Here is a 16,074-nt window from a genome sequence, read left to right on the forward strand (position 1 = left end):
GTCCAGTCCGGACTCTGCCTCGACGCCAACGCCGCCGGCACCGCCAACGGCACCAGGATCACCCTCTGGTCCTGCCACGGCGGCACCAACCAGCAGTGGGCACTGCGATAGCGGAATCAACGCCTATTCGCTCTCTCCGCAGGCGACGGACTACCTCTTCGGCCGCAACGCCCTGCCCATCAACTGCCACTAGGAGATGACCACCTGTGCTGCGATGGCATCGGCCTCGCTCGCGGCAGGACCCGTCAGTCGCCTCCAAAGCATGCTGCAGAAGGCTGTGATCAGGGCATTTCCCTTGTATGCGTGGGGTGTTGAGGGCTGCCCCGTTGTGGGTGGAGACGTTCACGGGGCTGCGGATGAAGCAGTTCGAGCGGTTGCTGAAGGTGGTGCGGGAGCGGGGTGGCGACGGGCCGCGAATCGGGCGACCGTGGTGTCTGCCGCTTGCCGACCGGGTGCTGGTGGTGGCTGTCTACTATCGGACGAACCTCACCATGAGGCAGCTCGCGCCACTGTTCGGGGTCTCGCCGGCCACGGTGTGCAGGGTGATCCAGCGGCTGAGGCCCCTCCTCGCGCTCGAGCCAGCCGCACGTCCCGTCGATGCCGCGGACCGGCCGTGGATCGTGGACGGCAGGCTGGTCCCGGTCCGCGACCGCAAGGTCGCTGCCTCGAGCCGCAACTACCGGTTCTCCGCGAACGTGCGGGTCATCATCGACGCCGACACACGTTTGGTCGTGGCCACCGGCCGTCCGGCCCCGGGCAACAAGGCCGACGCCCATGTGTGGCGCGACTCTGGCCTGTCGGACCAGTGCCAGGGCGTCACCGTTCCGCAAAGTCTGGGTCGACGGCGGCTACCGCAAACACTTCGTCGAACGCGCCGCCACCCTCGGCATCGACCTCGAAATCACCCAACGCACCCCCGGGACCAATGGCTTCACCCCGATACCGAAACGCTGGGCGGTCGAGCAGATCTAGTGCCGCGTCAGCCAAGGTTCACCCCGCTCGCCGCCCTGGCACGGCCATCTGCGGCGTTGCCGAATCGACCGAGTAGGCCCACTACGAGGCCGATCCAGGACGCCTCGCTACCGGGCAAACCTTGACTGACGCGGCACTAGGGCTGGCTGATGCTCCACCGGCGCCTTGTCCGCGACTACGAAGCCCACCCGTACCGCTCCGAAGCCATGGTTCACCTCGCCATGACCGACCTGATGGCCCGCCGCCTCACCGGCGAGGCCACCATCTCCTGGCGCGACCCGACATCAACGGATCAGAAACATATACCGGGATGAAGCAACGAGAGAAAACGATCTCTCAGCGACGAGGAACCCTCTTCGCCGAGACCGCCGACCGCCTTCCAGACCTTCCTGGGGAACGAGATTTCCCGGTCGAAGTCCTGGCGGGTCCTCGGCAGTTGAGCCCGACCATCCAAGATCCCCGACGGAGTCAAGTGAGGAACGCAGGAAGCCCCGTCGGGGCAGGGTGACCAAGTGGGCCCCTGCCCCGACGGGCTCGGTCGGCCGGGCGGCGGGTTACCGGCGCCCGGCAGAGGCCGGTGCCGTGTGCGGTGCTTTGCGGCTCAGCCGAAGGTCACGTCGCTGCACCACATGTAGGCCTGGTCGAGGTGCGAGGCCTGCCAGATCACGAACAGGATGTGGTGTCCGGTGTAGCCGGAGGTCTGGACGGGGAACGTGATGTTCTGTGCCGGGGCGAAGCGGCCGGTCTGCGCGATGAAGTCGAGGTTGCTCCAGCCCAGGGTCTGGGTCTTGGGGTTGAAGCCCTGCTTGCTCACGTAGACCTTGAAGTAGTCGGCACCGTGGGACGCCTGGTCGTACAGGTGGACCGAGAAGTTGTTGCCGATGGTGGTGGTCTTCCACGGTCCGGGCTTGTCCAGGCTGGCATTCCTCGAGAGGTTGTTACTGCAGAGTGTCCCGTCGGGGGTCCGTGCCTGGAACTGGCCTCCGAGGCCGTCGCGGAGCGCGCTCATCCAGTTCCACATGGTGTCGGGGTTGGCCTGGAATGCCTGCCAACACATGGGGTCTTGGGTCTGCATGGCCGGGTTCGTGTGGTTGTTGCCCCACGTCTTCCAGCACTGGTACGCGCGGGTGGCGGGGCCGACGACGGTGCCGTGAGCCTGGGCGGGGGTCGACCAGGCGAGGGCGCCGACGGCCACGGCGAACAGCATGACGAGCGCCTGGAGAGGCCGGCGGAGGGACGCCCGCGAACGCCCGGTTAACGGACTTCTTTTGCGCATGTGGGGGGACTCCTTCCCGTTGCAAGGCTGCTATGGGAGCGCTCCCAAAGGTAGGGCTTCTGTGTGAGATGTCAATGAACAAGACGGAGTTGATGACAGGGGTGGGTGGCGAGCAGCAAATCCGCCGTGAGTCGGGAGTCAGAATTGTTCGCGGGACCGGAAGACGAGGATGCGGCCTGGACCGGTGTGCTCGCGCGGCGGGCGGTGCGCAGCGGGGGCCACCCCCTCCTGGCGCGACCCGACACCCGGGGATCAAGCACTCATTCCGGGATAAAATATCGGGAGAAAACGACCTCTAACGCCGCAGCCGGGTCGGCTCGCCCGGCCCGCTGCGGCGCACCACCCACGCCTCGGTGATGTGGGTGAACATCGCCTCGGCCGCACCCTTGGGGTCGTGCGCGGCGATCCGCTCGTAGATGCGCCGATGGCCGTGGTTGGACGCGACGCAGAAGGCGCGGCCGGTTCGGCCCGTGTAACGGGCGGAGTTGATGACCTGGCGCTCCAGCGAACGGACCACGGCACGGCCGATGCGGTTCCCCGACGCCTGCATGACGGTGTCGTGGAACGCCCGGTCCTCTTCGTGGTACGAAGCGGGGTCGTCGACGAGCTCGTCCATCCGCTCCACCAGACTGCGTAGCTGGTCGATCACCTCGGTGTTCGCCAGGCGGGCGGCGACGTTGGCCATATCGGACTCCAGCACGCGGCGGGTCTCGACGAGGTGATCGAGGATGGCCAGGCTCTCGTCTTCGGCGATGGTCGCGCCGAGGACCAGCTCGTCAAGCATGTTCCACATCGCAGGCGGGGTAACCATCGTGCCGGCGCCCTGGCGGACCTGCACCAGCCCCTTCTCCTGAAGTATCTTCACCGCCTCGCGGACCACGGTGCGGCTGACCGAGAAGGTCTCGCAGAGCACGGGCTCGGGGGGTAGCGGCGAACCGGACGGATGGACTCCACGGACGATCCGCTCCACCAGCTCAGCCGTGACCGCGGCGGCAAGGTTCGCCGGGCGCCGGCTCCAGGCGGGGGCCTCGGAGGCCTCTGCGGATGACTGCGGTACTGCCGTCATGACACCCCCCGGGACCCGTGCTGTATCACGGATGCTCGCCAACTATACGGCATCCGGTTGACGTCATACGTCATACGGGTTACATACGTCATACGAGTTGCGTTCCTCCTCAACCTCAATCGCCGGACAGCCGGCCACCTCAGGAGAGTGGGGCAGCAATGAAGCAGCGAACACTGTGGTTGGCGGTCCTGGTTGCCGGGCTCGTCGTCTCAGCCGGCTGCGGAAGCGCCGCCGACCCGGATGCGGCGTCCGGTGGTTCGAAGGGCACGCTCGTCGTCTGGGACTGGAAGTCCGGCGACGCCACAGCGTCCTCATACGTCAAGAAGGCCAAGGCCGACTTCGCCAAGCGGCATCCCGGCGTGACGGTCGAGTTCGTCGCGCAGCCGTTCGAGCAGTACTACACCCTGCTCGGGACCGCCATCCAAGCCGGCAAGGGGCCGGACGTCATGCTCTTCAACGGCGGCGGGCAGATCCGTGACCGCGCTGACTCCCTTCTGCCGTTGGACGAGTACGTCCGTGATGACAAGAAGCGGCTGGCCGGGTGGGTGGCCTTCGCCAAGGACAGAAAGACCTACGCTGCTCCGGTGACATTGCAAGGTCACCCGATCTACTACAACAAGTCGCTCTACCGGAAGGCAGGGCTGGACCCGGAGCGGCCGGCCACCAGCTGGGACGAGTTCGTCGCCAACTGCCGGACCATCACCAAGGCGACCGGTGCCAGGTGCTTCGCGCAGGGCAACAAGGAAGGCATCGGTATCCAGTTCTTCCTGTCCGGAATCGGCTCGGGCGTCCTGTCGCCCACGGAGTACGACGACTGGATCGCCGGCAGACGAGACTGGTCCTCGCCGGCGGTCAAGCGGGTCTTCTCGCTCTGGAAAGAGGCCAACGACAAAGGCCTGAACAACGAAGGGGCGAACTCGACGGCGATGTTCAACGACGCGTTCGCGGTGTTCCAGTCCAACAAATCCGCCCACGTCATCGGGTTGATGTCGGACACCGGGCACTGGAAGGACTTCGCCGAATTCCTCGACGCCGGAAATGTCGGCGTCATGAAGTCGCCGGTCGTCACGGCCGGCGCCACGCCGAGCCTTCCCTACGACGGCGGCATCGGCTACGCCGTCGCGAAGTGGACCAAGGACCCCAAGGTCGCCGCCGATCTGGTGCGCTCCCTGACCTCGACCGACGCACTGAAGTCGTTCTACGCCGATGCGGGCGCCATCGCGGCCGACCGCACCGTGGACGTCTCGAGCGGCGGCCCAGCCGTCGCCGCCATCGTGTCCGAGATCGACCGTGGCAAGCCCGCCCTGCACGTGGCGCTGTCGTCCAAGACCGTAGACCTGATGGGGCGGCTGTCTCAGCAACTGCTGAGCGGATCGGTCACGGTCGACGCGGCGGTCAAGCAGCTTGCGGCGTCCGACCAAGCGGGCTGAGGCCATGTCACCCGTTGGTTCGTCGGTCCGCGCTGCTCAAGGGGCGCGAACAGGTGAGACGGTAGGCGGCCGCTGCCCTGCGTCGAAATCTCCGCGAGTTCGGAACGGCCGGCGCGCCGAACGCCTCGCCCCCTACATCCTGGTCGCTCCCGCTGTCCTGATCATCGTGGTACTCCGGCTTTGGCCACTGGGATTGGGTGCCAGCTTCTCCTTCACTGGTGACGGTGAACGCAACGGCGCCCCGGTGGGACTCGACAACTACGCGGAGCTCATCGACGACCCGTTGTTCCGCACCGCGCTGCGCAACGTCGGACTGCTGGTGCTGCTGCTGCCGGTCGCGGTCGCGATCCCGGGACTGCTCGCCACCTTCATCCACCTGCGGGTGCCAGGACACCCGTTCTTCCGGAGCGTCTACTTCTTCCCGGCTGTGCTCTCACCGGTGATCGTCGGCGCGATCTTCAACCTGCTCCTGGCCTTCGACGGTCCGCTGAACGCCTTGCTCGGCGGCTCAGGGGTCGGCCCGGTGGACTGGCTCGGCGATCCCGACGTAGCCATCTTCGCCGTCGTCGGCGTGCACATCTGGGCGACGTCAGGGATGGCGCTGGTGGTGTTCCTGGCCGGGTTCGCGACCCTGGACTCCGCACTTCTGGACGCCGCCCGGGTCGACGGCGCCTCGCTCACGCGGATGATCTGGCACGTCATCATCCCGGGTCTGTCCCGCACCATCCAGTTCGTCGTCGTCACCACGATGATCGGGATGCTGACCTCGATGTTCGGGCTGCTCTACGTCATGACCAGTGGTGGCCCGGAAGGGTCGACCTACCTGCCGGAGTACTACATCTGGGTCCAGCAGGGGCAGATGAGCCGCCCGGCGCTCGCGTCGGCCGCGTCCACAGTCCTCTTCCTCATCATGCTGGTCGTGGGCCTGCTGCAGGTCGGCCTGCTGCGCCGGGCGGGGAGGGAGGACTGATGTCCCGCCTGGGGCCGGGCAGATGGCTGGTCGCCGTGCCGATGGTGCTCCTCGCCCTGGCGACGATCTACCCGCTGCTGTTCACCGCCAACGTCGCGATGAAGACCCGCCGGGAGTACATCCTCGACCGGTTCTCCCTGGCAAGCACTCTCCAGTGGGACAACCTCGGCACCGCGTGGAACAGCGTCGGCATGGGGCGGTACTTCCTCAACTCCGTGATCGTGGTGGCCTGCGCCGTAGCACTGTTACTGCTCATCGGGTCCATGGCCGGGTTCGCGCTGGCCCAGGTGCGGTTCCGTGGCTCGTCCGCGCTGGCTCTGGTCTGCCTCGCGGCACTGTTCATCCCGTTCCAGGTGATCATGGTGCCGCTGGCCAGGATCATGGCCGGCGGCGGTCTCATCGACACCTATCCGGGGCTGATCCTCGCCTACGTCGCGCAGTTCCTGCCGTTCACCGTCTTCTTGATGACGAGCTACTACCGAGCGGTGCCCACCGAGCTCGTCGACGCCGCACGGATCGACGGAAACACCCTGTACGGCGTCTACCGGCGAATCATGCTGCCGATGGGGGCCCCGGCACTGCTGTCGGTGGGCATCCTCGACGCGCTGTTCTGCTGGAACGACGTGCTCATCTCGCTGCTGATGATGCCGTCGGCCGACCATCGCACCCTGATGGTGGGCATCACCTCACTGCGCGGCCAGTACTCCGCCGACATCCCCACCTTCGCAGCCGGTGTCCTGATCGCCGGGCTGCCCGTGTTGGTGACCTACCTGTTCCTGCAGCGCCAGATCGCCGACGGCGTGACGGCCGGCGCGACGAAGGGATGACGCATGCGCATCACCGGGTACAGAAGCCTGACGACGGCGCAGCAATGGGGTCGACCTGTCGGTGACGCCAACGGCGTCTACGCCGACGGCGTCGTGCCCGTGCAGGTCGTCATCGTCGAGACCGATGAGGGGATCACCGGAGTCGGCCTGGGACCGCACGTGGAAGCCGAGGTCATTTTCGCCGCCATCGACGGCCAGGACCCGCGCGCGGTGACCGCCCTCTACGACCGCATGCTGCGGCACACCTTCAAAGCCGGGCATGCCGGCGTGGTGTTCGGCACGATCGGCGCGTTCGACACGGCGTTGTGGGACATCAAGGCACAGGCCGCGGGTGAGCCGCTGTGGCGGTTGCTCGGCGGCAACGACCGCATGGTCCACGCCTACGCCTCCGGTCTGGACATCGGCCTCACCGACGACGAGCTCGTCGCCACGTACCAGGTCTATGCCGAACGCGGGCTGAGGGCGGCGAAGCTCAAGGGCGGCCTGGACGTCGAGCGTGACCGGCACCGGCTGCTGCTCGTACGCGAGGTGTTGACCGAGGCGGCGCACGGGACCCGGCCAGGGCTCATGCTGGATGCGAACGAGTCCTGGAGCCGCAAGCAGGCGGTACGCCACGTCGGTGAACTGGAACGCACCCTCGACCTGACCTGGATCGAGGAGCCGGTGCGGCGCTGGGACGCCGACGGCCTGGCCGCTGTCAGCCGTGGCGTACGGACGGCGGTCGCCAGTGGGGAGAACCTCACCGGCCTCGAGCAGTTCCGCCCGCTGATCGCGGCGGGAGGCGTCGACATCGTCCAGACGGCCGCGGTCTGGGGAGTCACCCACTTCCTGCGTGTCGCCGCGCTGGCGCACGCCTACGACCTGCCGGTCAGCCCGATCGGCAACACGCCCGTCGCGCTGCTGCACGCCGCGACGTCGGTGCCCAACCACCTCGTCAGCGAACTGCAGGACCTGCAGCCGCCGATCGGCGTCGCGATGGACCTGCACGTCGAGGACGGCGCCTTCGTGCTCGGCGACACGCCGGGCCTGGGCATCCGGGTCGACGAAACGGTGATGACCGCGGCCCGTCAGCGAACGGCACACGCACCCGACGGACCGCACATACGGCCGGAGCAGGCCGGCCGGCGGCTGCTCGCGGTCACCCCTGGACCATGCCGATCCACCGCGGAAGGGACGTTCGACACCATGGGGATGGAGGACCGATGAAGGCGCTTGTCCACCGCGGGGCCCGCACCCTCGAGATCGAAGGCCGGGTCGCCGAGGCGCCGGCCCTGGCGAAGGAGTGGGGTGGGCGCGGCGTCGACGCCAACGCCATCGCACCGGGCTACATCGCCACCGACAACACCGAGGCGTTACGCGCGGGCCGCCCGCGCAACCAGGCGATCCTCGGCCGGATCCCGGCCGGTCGCTGGAGACGCGCCGACGATCTCGCCGGGGCCACGGTGTTCCTCGCCTCCCCGGCGTCCGACCATGTCAACGGCATCGTTCTTCCCGTTGATGGCGGATGGCTGGGGCGATGATGGGCTGCCAAGCATTACCGGCCGGCCGCGCCCGAGTCGATCGTGAGTGCGAACCCGAGGGTGGCGACGTGCGCGGCACCTGGGGCAGCCTTGCCCGAGGCCACGTGTATGGGCTCGTGATACGAGCCGGGCGAGCCGACGAGAGGAGCCTGGTCGTCGCCGCACAGGCCGGCGATCCACGAGCGCTCGACGACCTGGCCGCGACGTACCTGCCGCTGGTATACGCGATCGTGCGCAGGGCACTGGGTGAGCTTGCGGACGTCGACGACGTGGTGCAGGAGACGATGCTGCGGGCACTTCCCGAGCTGCGCACGTTGCGCGCCCCGGAGTGCTTCCGGCCCTGGCTGGCCACGATCGCGACACGACAGATCAGCACCCATCTGCACCGGCGGCGGACGGACGCCGAACGGACGGCCCCCCTGGACGAGATGACCGACCTGCCGGACGCCGACGCCGAGAACCTGGCCCTGATCCACGTCGAGCTGTCCGGTCATCGCCGAAAGACCGTACGCGCCAGCCGATGGCTCGACCCGGACGCCCGGGCGCTGCTGTCGCTGTGGTGGCTGGAGGCCGCGGGCCGGCTGACGAGGGCGGAGCTCGCGGCGGCGCTGGGAACGAGCGTGGCTCACGCGGGTGTGCGCGTCCAGCGGATGCGCAACCAGCTGGAGCTGAGCCGGTCACTGGTCGCCGCGCTGGAAGCCAGCCCCCGGTGCCCACAGCTGACCGCCGCGCTGGGGGGCTGGGACGGCGTACCGAGCACGCTGTGGCGCAAGCGCATCACCCGGCACACCCGATCCTGTGCGGACTGCGGCCGGGCCGCCGACGAACTGGTACCCCTTGAGCGGCTGATCGTCGCCATGGCGCTGCTCCCCGTCCCGCCGACGCGGTCGACCACGGTGCTCGACAGTACTGCGCTCGCCAGGGCGACCGGGAATGCCGTCGTGATGGGAGCCGAGTCGGCCGAGGTCGGCTGCGGGCCGGTTCGCCGGCGTCAAGGCCGGGTTACTCGGCCAACTCGTCTGAGGGCCGCTCGAGTCGGCACCTGAGTCTTCGCGCGCGGCGACGGCGCCGTGCTTTTCGGCACCACGGCGACTGCGACTGTTCAAGCCGGCCGCCGATAACGAAAACTGCCGCGATTTACACGCGTCCGTCACTCCAATTCGTTGCCTGAAAAGGTTATGAGAGGTGGCCGTCAATAGTCCCGCTTCTCCGGTTGGTTGCACGACGGCTCAGGCCCGAATATATCGACGGCTCCTCTTGAATGGACCATGACAACCTGTCAATCTTCTAGTGGTCGACGCGTAAGGTTCCCCCATTCATGACCTGTGAAAGCGGAAGCCAAAAGCGATCTACAGATTGCCGACGGCTAACACAGTGAGGTGGCTCCGACTTCGAAAGGTGCCGGTGATGAACGAATTCGTGCACTCGGCTGATCCGCCGCGGCGGCCCCGGGCCCAAGCGATCCTGCCCCTGCTGATGCCCCTGTCAGCCGGGTTGGTCGCGGCCGGCACGGTGCCGCTGTTCATGGGAAGCGCCGACGCGGTGTTCACATTGGGCGCCTCGGAGGCGGAGAAGGGCCGCTACTTCGGCGCCGCGGTCGGCACGTACAAGTTCTCCGACAGCACCTGCATGTCGGTTCTCAACCGCGAGTTCAACCGCGTCGTCGCCGAGAACGAGATGAAGTGGGACGCCACCGAGCCGCAGGGGGGAGTCTTCAACTACAGCGGCGGTGATCGCATCGTCAGCCATGCCCGGGCAGGCGGCATGGGCGTGCGCGGCCACCCGCTGCTCTGGCACGTCCAGCACGCCCGTTCGCCCGCTCCAACGACGTGACGTTCTCGGGCCCGGCGTGGACCCGGGACATCCCGGGGAGCCCCGGGCCGGTAACGACCTGACCGTGCCGTTAAACCCGTGCCGGTCGCAGTTCCTGTACCAGGGCATGAACCCCCACGCCGACGGCGACTACATCTCCCTGCCGTGGCGGACGGGGCTGCTCACCCAGACCAACTCCACCCGCTGACCGGAGATCCGGGCGAAGCCGGGGAGCGAGGCTTTCCAGGCGCCACGGCAGCGGCATGACGCTGACATGCTCGCTGCGCGAGCGATCTGGGAGGGGCCGGCGCGGAGAGGGCAAGCTCCGCGCCGGCTCGGCCGGCTGCCGGCAGACGGCCGACGTCAACAGATCCGGCGCAGCGCAGACGTGACCACACCGCCAACCGGGAAGGCACGACCATGCCCCGCACCCATCGCCGACGCTACCTCGCCCGGGCGCTCGCCTGCGTCCTGACCGCTCTCAGCGCGCTCGCGGTCGTCGAGCACCAGAGCGCCTCGCCGGCCGCCGCCGACACCGCCCGGTTCCGCGGCGTCAACTGGGCCCGGCTCGGTGACAACTTCCACGGTGGACCGCTGGTCCTGCACGGGTTGAGCGGTGCCGACAGCTACCAGACGGTCGTGGCGAAAGCCAACGCCATCTACACCGGCTTCGAGAACAACCTCGGTGCCAACACCGTTCGGCTCCCGATTAACACCTACACGGTCGGGACGAGTTGGTGGAGCGCGTACACGGGCGCGATAGACGCAGCCACCGCGAAGGGATTCAAGGTCGTCCTCTCCTACTGGGACGACGGGGTGGCTGCCCGCGGCGGTCGCATCGTCAACCCGAGCGCCTTCGACACCATGTGGAACACCGTGCTTGCCCGGTACGGCACCAACAGCCTCGTCCACTTCGAGCCGATGAACGAACCGGGAGGGCACAGCGCCGGCGAGTGGGCGAACGTGGTGAGCGACTGGATCAGCAGCCACCCGTCGATTCCACGGAGCCGCATCTTCGTCAGCGGCGCCGGCCTGAACACTGACATCAGATCCATGTGTGCCGACCGCCGCCTTGACGGGACGTTCCTGTCGCTGCACCACTACACGTTCTTCAGCGGCGCGAAGACCTACGACCAGTGGGTGGCGTACCTGCGGAACGCGATCGGGTCCTGCGCCGACCGCACTGTCGTCGACGAGTTCGGCGCGCCGATGGATACCGGGCTCAACTACCACGACGCCGGCAGCACCGACAACTTCGTGCGCTATTTCCGGGCCACCACCACGGTGCTCCGGGAACTGCGGATCGGCTCCATCTACTGGCCCGGGCTGGGCGGGAAAATACGCGCCGGCCAGGACGACGACTGGTATGCCATGCAGAAACTGCACGGCACCGGTACCGACCTCACGCTCAGCACCCCCAGCGCCAGCGGCCGCGAGCGCCTCAGATACGGCTGGGGCCTGGATGGCGAGGTTCCGGCCCCGACCAGCCTGCTGCGCAATGTCAGCACCGGGCGCTGTCTGGACATCCCCGGCGGGACCACGGGGAACATCCAAGTCCAGGTGTACACCTGCGCCAGCACGGTTGGCCAGCAGTGGACCTCGACGGCCGGCGGGCAGATCACCGCACTCGGGGGCCAGAAGTGCCTGGATGCGTACGACAGCGGGACGACGAACGGCACCGTGGTCGGCACGTGGGCGTGTAACGGCGGCGACAACCAGCGTTGGACGGTGGGCGCTGACGGCGCCATCCGCAGCGTTCACTCCGGTCTCTGCCTCGACGTGAACACCTCCACTTTCAAGGTGCAGCTGTGGGCGTGCTGGGGCGGTGACAACCAGAGATGGCAGATCCAGAACACTGACGCGCGACGCGACGCCCGACTCGGCGGACACGGTGGACGGTGACCGCCGGCCGCGGCCGAGCCGATGGCAACGACGACGCCAAAGTAAACGGTCTGCTGGCAGCGCAAGGGTCGTTTTGTGCTACGAGGCGACGAGGTTCGCCACCGGGCGCAAGGACGCGCTCCGCGTGGAGATCAACGGGTCGCTCGGCGCGGTCGCTTTCGACTGGAGCCCTTTGCTGACGCCCTCCAAGTCCAGTTCGTTCGGAACGCGGTGCTGCGCTCGGGCGAGGCGGGCTCGTCGTGGACGGAGGTGATGCCCGTAGCGGCGACGGTGACCGTCCAGTCATCGGCGGCGCGGACACGGACAGAGACCGGCGCGACTGCACGGCCTTGCGTGTCTGCGGGGTTTGCGAGGCCGTGAGGCCGACCGGCCTCGTCTCCAGCCCTGCCCGCCCGGACCGGCGTGGGACCGGTGGTGATCGGATGCCGCCGACTCCGGACGCCATCCTCCGCCGGCCGGGTGGGCGGGGCATTCACCGCGAGTGGCACACCATGGTGCCGCTCCGATGCGTAAGGAGTCGTACATGGGTACAGGTGTCTGGCAGGTCGGCGCGCGGAGCCGTCGCCGTGACGGCCGCCGTCGGTGCGCTCACTCTGCGGGCCGGGATCACGGAGCCGACCGGCTGCGTCACGGCGCTGCCCGTACTGCGCGGACCGGCGCTGCCCGACATGGCCGACCTGGTCTTCGGCGGACATGACCTGGTGACCATTCCGGTGATCAAGAAGGCGGAGGCACTGGCCGACTCCGGCGTGATCCCCGCCCGGCTGGTGGTCGCCGTCTCCGACGACCTGGCTGAGGTCGAACCCTGGACCCGCCCGGTTCCGGTCGCGGTCCGCCAGGCCGACGCGCCCGGCCGCCCCGCGTTCGACGCCGCTTTCGCGAGGAAGGACCGAGGCCGGCGCAGGGCCCCGGTCCTCCAGCCGGTGGCCGGCCTCCGGCTCGTCGGAGAAGACAGCGTACGGCCGTCGCCTTTCTCACCGGCGGTTTGTCATCACCGAAGTCAGCGACCTGCTCCAGTCCGTGAAGGGAGAACGACATGTCCGAGGTGACACGCAGACGGTTTCTCGCCGCCGGGGCGGCGGCTGGAGCAGGGATCGTGCCGGGTGGGTGGACGGCCGTTGCCAGGGGCGGCTCGGCCGCGCCGCCGGAGGTCCTGGCCGCCGACGACCTCGCCCTGTGGTACGACAAGCCGGCCGGCACGGACTGGCTGCGGGCACTGCCGATCGGCAACGGACGCCTCGGCGCGATGGTGTTCGGCAACGTCGACACCGAACGGCTGCAGCTCAACGAGGACACCGTCTGGGCCGGCGGTCCGTACGACTCCGCCAACACCCGCGGCGCGGCCAACATCGCCGAGATCCGGCGGCGGGTCTTTGCGGATCAGTGGGGGCCGGCGCAGGACCTGATCAATCAGGCGATGTTGGGCAGCCCGGCCGGACAGCTGGCCTACCAGCCGGTCGGAAACCTTCTGCTCTCCTTCGGCAGCGCTACCGGCGTGTCGCAGTACAACCGGACGCTCGACCTCACCACCGCCACGGCCATCACGACCTACGTGCTGAACGGCGTGCGGTACCAGCGTGAGGTGTTCGCCGGCGCACCTGACCAGGTGATCGTGGTCCGGCTGACGGCCGACCGGGCCAACTCCATCGCCTTCAACGCCACATTCGACAGTCCACAACGGACTACGGTGTCCAGCCCGGACGGGGCCACGATCGCCCTCGACGGCATCTCCGCCACCATGGAGGGCATCGCCGGGCGGGTGCGGTTCCTCGCCCTGGCCAACGCCGCCGTGACGGGCGGCACGGTCAGCAGCTCGGGCGGCATGCTGCGGGTCTCCGGCGCCACCAGCGTGACGGTGCTCGTGTCGATCGGCTCCAGCTACGTCAACTTCCGGAACGTCGGCGGCGACTACCAGGGGATCGCGCGGAGCCGCCTCAACGCTGCCCGCAACATCGGCGTCGACGGACTACGCAGCCGGCATCTCGCCGACTATCAGGCGCTGTTCAGCCGGGTGTCGGTCGATCTTGGACGTACGACGGCGGCCGACCAGCCGACCGACGTACGGATCGCACAGCACGCGCAAGTGAACGACCCGCAGTTCTCCGCCCTGTTGTTCCAGTTCGGCCGGTACCTGCTCATCTCATCCTCGCGGCCGGGCACCCAGCCGGCGAACCTGCAGGGCATCTGGAACGACCAGATGGCTCCGTCCTGGGACTCGAAGTTCACCATCAACGCCAACCTGCCGATGAACTACTGGCCCGCCGACACGACGAACCTGTCCGAATGCTTCCTCCCGGTCTTCGACATGATCGACGACCTGACCGTGACCGGCGCCCGGGTGGCCCAGGCGCAGTACGGCGCCGGCGGCTGGGTGACGCATCACAACACCGACGCGTGGCGGGGCGCCTCGGTCGTCGACGAAGCGCGGTGGGGGATGTGGCAGACCGGTGGCGCATGGCTGGCCACCCTGATCTGGGACCACTACCTGTTCACCGGTGACGTCGACTTCCTCCGCTCGAACTATCCGGCCCTGAAGGGCGCCGCTCAGTTCTTCCTCGACACCCTGGTCGCCCACCCGACGCTCGGATACCTGGTCACCAACCCGTCGAACTCTCCGGAGCTCACTCACCATGCGAACGCCACCGTCTGCGCGGGGCCCACCATGGACAACCAGATCCTGCGCGACCTTTTCAACAGCGTCGCCCGCGCCGGCGAAATCCTCGGCGTGGACGCCACCTTCCGCGCCCAGGCAGTGGCGGCCCGGGACCGGCTGGCGCCGACGCGGGTCGGCTCCAGGGGTAATGTCCAGGAGTGGCTGGCCGACTGGGTGGAGACCGAGCGGACTCACCGGCACGTCTCCCACCTGTACGGTCTGCATCCGAGCAACCAGATCACCAAGCGCGGGACACCCCAGTTGCACGAGGCCGCGCGGCGGACGCTGGAGCTGCGCGGTGACGACGGGACGGGATGGTCGCTCGCGTGGAAGATCAACTTCTGGGCACGGATGGAGGACGGCGCCCGGGCCCACAAGCTGATCCGGGACCTGGTGCGGACGGACAGGCTCGCGCCCAACATGTTCGACCTGCACCCGCCCTTCCAGATCGACGGCAACTTCGGCGCCACCTCGGGCATCGCGGAGATGCTGTTGCAGAGCCACAACGGCGAACTGCACGTGCTGCCGGCGCTGCCGGCCGCCTGGCCCACCGGGCGCGTGAGCGGACTGCGCGGCCGCGGCGGATACACCGTCGGCGTCGAGTGGAGCAGCGGCCGGATCGAGTTCGTCGTCACACCCGACCGAACCGGTACCGTCCGGGTGCGCAATCGGATCTTCGCCGGCGACTTCACGCTGAAGGACGATTCCAGCGGTGAGCCGGTCCAGCCGAAGCGGATCGAGGCCGATCTCATCGAGTTCGCCGGCCAGGCCGGCAAAACCTACCGCGCGTCCGCACTCAGGTCGGGGCCGGTGGAGGCCGGCGTGGCCTACCGGCTGGTGGCCCAGCACAGCGGCAAGGCCGCCGACATCAACGGTGCGTCCACGGCCGCCGGTGCGCGGCTGATCCAGTGGCAGATCACCGCCGGTCTCAACCAACACTTCGAGTTCCTGCCCTCCGACGACGGGCACTACAGGATCCGGGTTGGGCACAGTGGTCTGGTCCTGCAGGTCGCCAGTAGCAGCAGCGGCGCCGACATCACCCAGCAGCCGGATACCGACGCCGCCGGCCAGCAGTGGCGGACAGTCGACCACGGCGGTGGCGTGATCAGTCTGGTCAACCGGCAGAGCGGCCTCGCCCTGGACGTGTGGGAGGCCTCCACCGCCGACGGAGCCCGCATCTCCCAGTGGGCAGCCACTGGTAGCACCAACCAGCGATTCCGGCTCCAGCGCATCCAGCCCCTGGGCGAACTGCGGTCCGACCGACCGGGGAGAGCCATGTCACCGAGCACCGAGTGAGTCGCATGATGCCGGTCCACAGATTGTTTCCCGGGCGAGCCGGGCTAGCGGCATTGCTCGTTCTCGCCTGAAGGGTGTCTTTATTGCTGTACGGTCGTTGACCTGGGACTTTGTGATCGTCCGCGTATGGGCGTGATCAGTGATCGTGGGTCTTCGACCGCTCTACCTGATCTTCTGCCGGCTACTGGGCTGCCTCCTCTTGCTGGGCCGTTCGACCGCTGCGAACAACGCCGAGATCCTCGTGCTTCGCCATGAGGTCGCTGTGCTTCGCCGGCAAGTTGTGCGGCCGCGGCTCTCATGGGCTGATCGTGCCGTGCTCTCCGCTCTCGCACGGCACCTGCCATCCGCCT

At 68.1% G+C, this 16,074-nt stretch carries 13 protein-coding genes and 4 pseudogenes; 15 read left to right on the forward strand and 2 right to left on the reverse strand.

Annotated elements, in window-relative coordinates:
• From LCH29_RS40230 to LCH29_RS40245, 4 genes and pseudogenes are all read left to right on the forward strand, one after another.
• Positions 1–111 (forward strand): RICIN domain-containing protein (locus LCH29_RS40230; protein WP_446466665.1); only part of this gene is annotated, 111 nt, incomplete at its 5' end.
• Between the two features lie 188 nt (positions 112–299).
• Positions 300–824: pseudogene (locus tag LCH29_RS40235) on the forward strand (helix-turn-helix domain-containing protein); the annotation flags it as partial.
• Positions 823–966 (forward strand): annotated as a pseudogene (locus LCH29_RS40240) (IS5 family transposase); the annotation flags it as partial. The pseudogenes LCH29_RS40235 and LCH29_RS40240, both read left to right, overlap by 2 nt.
• 141 nt (positions 967–1,107) lie before the next feature.
• Positions 1,108–1,286: pseudogene (locus LCH29_RS40245) on the forward strand (IS5 family transposase); the annotation flags it as partial.
• A gap of 287 nt (positions 1,287–1,573) precedes the next feature.
• Here LCH29_RS40245 and LCH29_RS40250 read toward each other — a convergent pair.
• Together LCH29_RS40250 and LCH29_RS40255 are read right to left on the reverse strand one after the other, a co-directional pair.
• The gene (locus tag LCH29_RS40250) at positions 1,574–2,179 is read right to left on the reverse strand and encodes a lytic polysaccharide monooxygenase auxiliary activity family 9 protein (protein ID WP_179933253.1); all 606 of its coding nucleotides are present in this window, start codon (positions 2,177–2,179) and stop codon (positions 1,574–1,576) included.
• Positions 2,180–2,543: 364 nt separating this feature from the next.
• Positions 2,544–3,314 carry a FadR/GntR family transcriptional regulator gene (locus LCH29_RS40255; RefSeq protein WP_446466645.1) on the reverse strand — a complete coding sequence of 257 codons (771 nt, stop codon included), beginning with the start codon at positions 3,312–3,314 and terminating at the stop codon, positions 2,544–2,546.
• 158 nt (positions 3,315–3,472) lie between these two features.
• Between LCH29_RS40255 and LCH29_RS40260 the strand changes: the two genes are divergently transcribed.
• From LCH29_RS40260 to LCH29_RS40310, 11 genes and pseudogenes are all read left to right on the forward strand, one after another.
• On the forward strand, positions 3,473–4,744 hold the full coding sequence (locus LCH29_RS40260) for an ABC transporter substrate-binding protein (RefSeq protein ID WP_446466646.1): 1,272 nt from the start codon (positions 3,473–3,475) through the stop codon (positions 4,742–4,744).
• 4 nt (positions 4,745–4,748) lie between these two features.
• On the forward strand, positions 4,749–5,714 hold the full coding sequence (locus LCH29_RS40265; RefSeq protein WP_446466647.1) for a carbohydrate ABC transporter permease: 966 nt from the start codon (positions 4,749–4,751) through the stop codon (positions 5,712–5,714).
• Positions 5,714–6,541, forward strand: a complete 828-nt coding sequence (locus LCH29_RS40270) for a carbohydrate ABC transporter permease (protein ID WP_446466648.1) — start codon at positions 5,714–5,716, stop codon at positions 6,539–6,541. Before LCH29_RS40265 ends, LCH29_RS40270 begins: the two co-directional genes overlap by 1 nt.
• A 3-nt stretch (positions 6,542–6,544) precedes the next feature.
• Positions 6,545–7,747, forward strand: a complete 1,203-nt coding sequence (locus tag LCH29_RS40275; protein WP_446466649.1) for a mandelate racemase/muconate lactonizing enzyme family protein — start codon at positions 6,545–6,547, stop codon at positions 7,745–7,747.
• Between the two features lie 62 nt (positions 7,748–7,809).
• A pseudogene (locus LCH29_RS40280) lies at positions 7,810–8,061 on the forward strand (SDR family oxidoreductase); the annotation flags it as partial.
• A 68-nt stretch (positions 8,062–8,129) separates the two neighbouring features.
• Complete coding sequence (locus LCH29_RS40285) at positions 8,130–9,107, forward strand: RNA polymerase sigma factor (protein WP_446466650.1); 978 nt, start codon at positions 8,130–8,132, stop codon at positions 9,105–9,107.
• Between the two features lie 361 nt (positions 9,108–9,468).
• Complete coding sequence (locus LCH29_RS40290) at positions 9,469–9,894, forward strand: endo-1,4-beta-xylanase (RefSeq protein ID WP_446466651.1); 426 nt, start codon at positions 9,469–9,471, stop codon at positions 9,892–9,894.
• A 64-nt stretch (positions 9,895–9,958) separates the two neighbouring features.
• Positions 9,959–10,081 (forward strand): hypothetical protein, encoded by a 123-nt coding sequence (locus tag LCH29_RS40295; RefSeq protein ID WP_446466652.1) that lies wholly within the window; start codon positions 9,959–9,961, stop codon positions 10,079–10,081.
• Positions 10,082–10,293: 212 nt separating this feature from the next.
• Complete coding sequence (locus LCH29_RS40300) at positions 10,294–11,775, forward strand: RICIN domain-containing protein (RefSeq protein WP_446466653.1); 1,482 nt, start codon at positions 10,294–10,296, stop codon at positions 11,773–11,775.
• Between the two features lie 566 nt (positions 11,776–12,341).
• Positions 12,342–12,824, forward strand: a complete 483-nt coding sequence (locus tag LCH29_RS40305; protein WP_446466654.1) for a hypothetical protein — start codon at positions 12,342–12,344, stop codon at positions 12,822–12,824.
• Positions 12,812–15,724 carry a glycosyl hydrolase family 95 catalytic domain-containing protein gene (locus tag LCH29_RS40310; RefSeq protein WP_446466655.1) on the forward strand — a complete coding sequence of 971 codons (2,913 nt, stop codon included), beginning with the start codon at positions 12,812–12,814 and terminating at the stop codon, positions 15,722–15,724. The genes LCH29_RS40305 and LCH29_RS40310 overlap by 13 nt, the downstream gene beginning before the upstream one ends.
• The last annotated feature ends 350 nt before the right edge of the window (positions 15,725–16,074 follow it).

It is taken from the genome of Streptomyces sp. BRA346 (assembly GCF_052851135.1).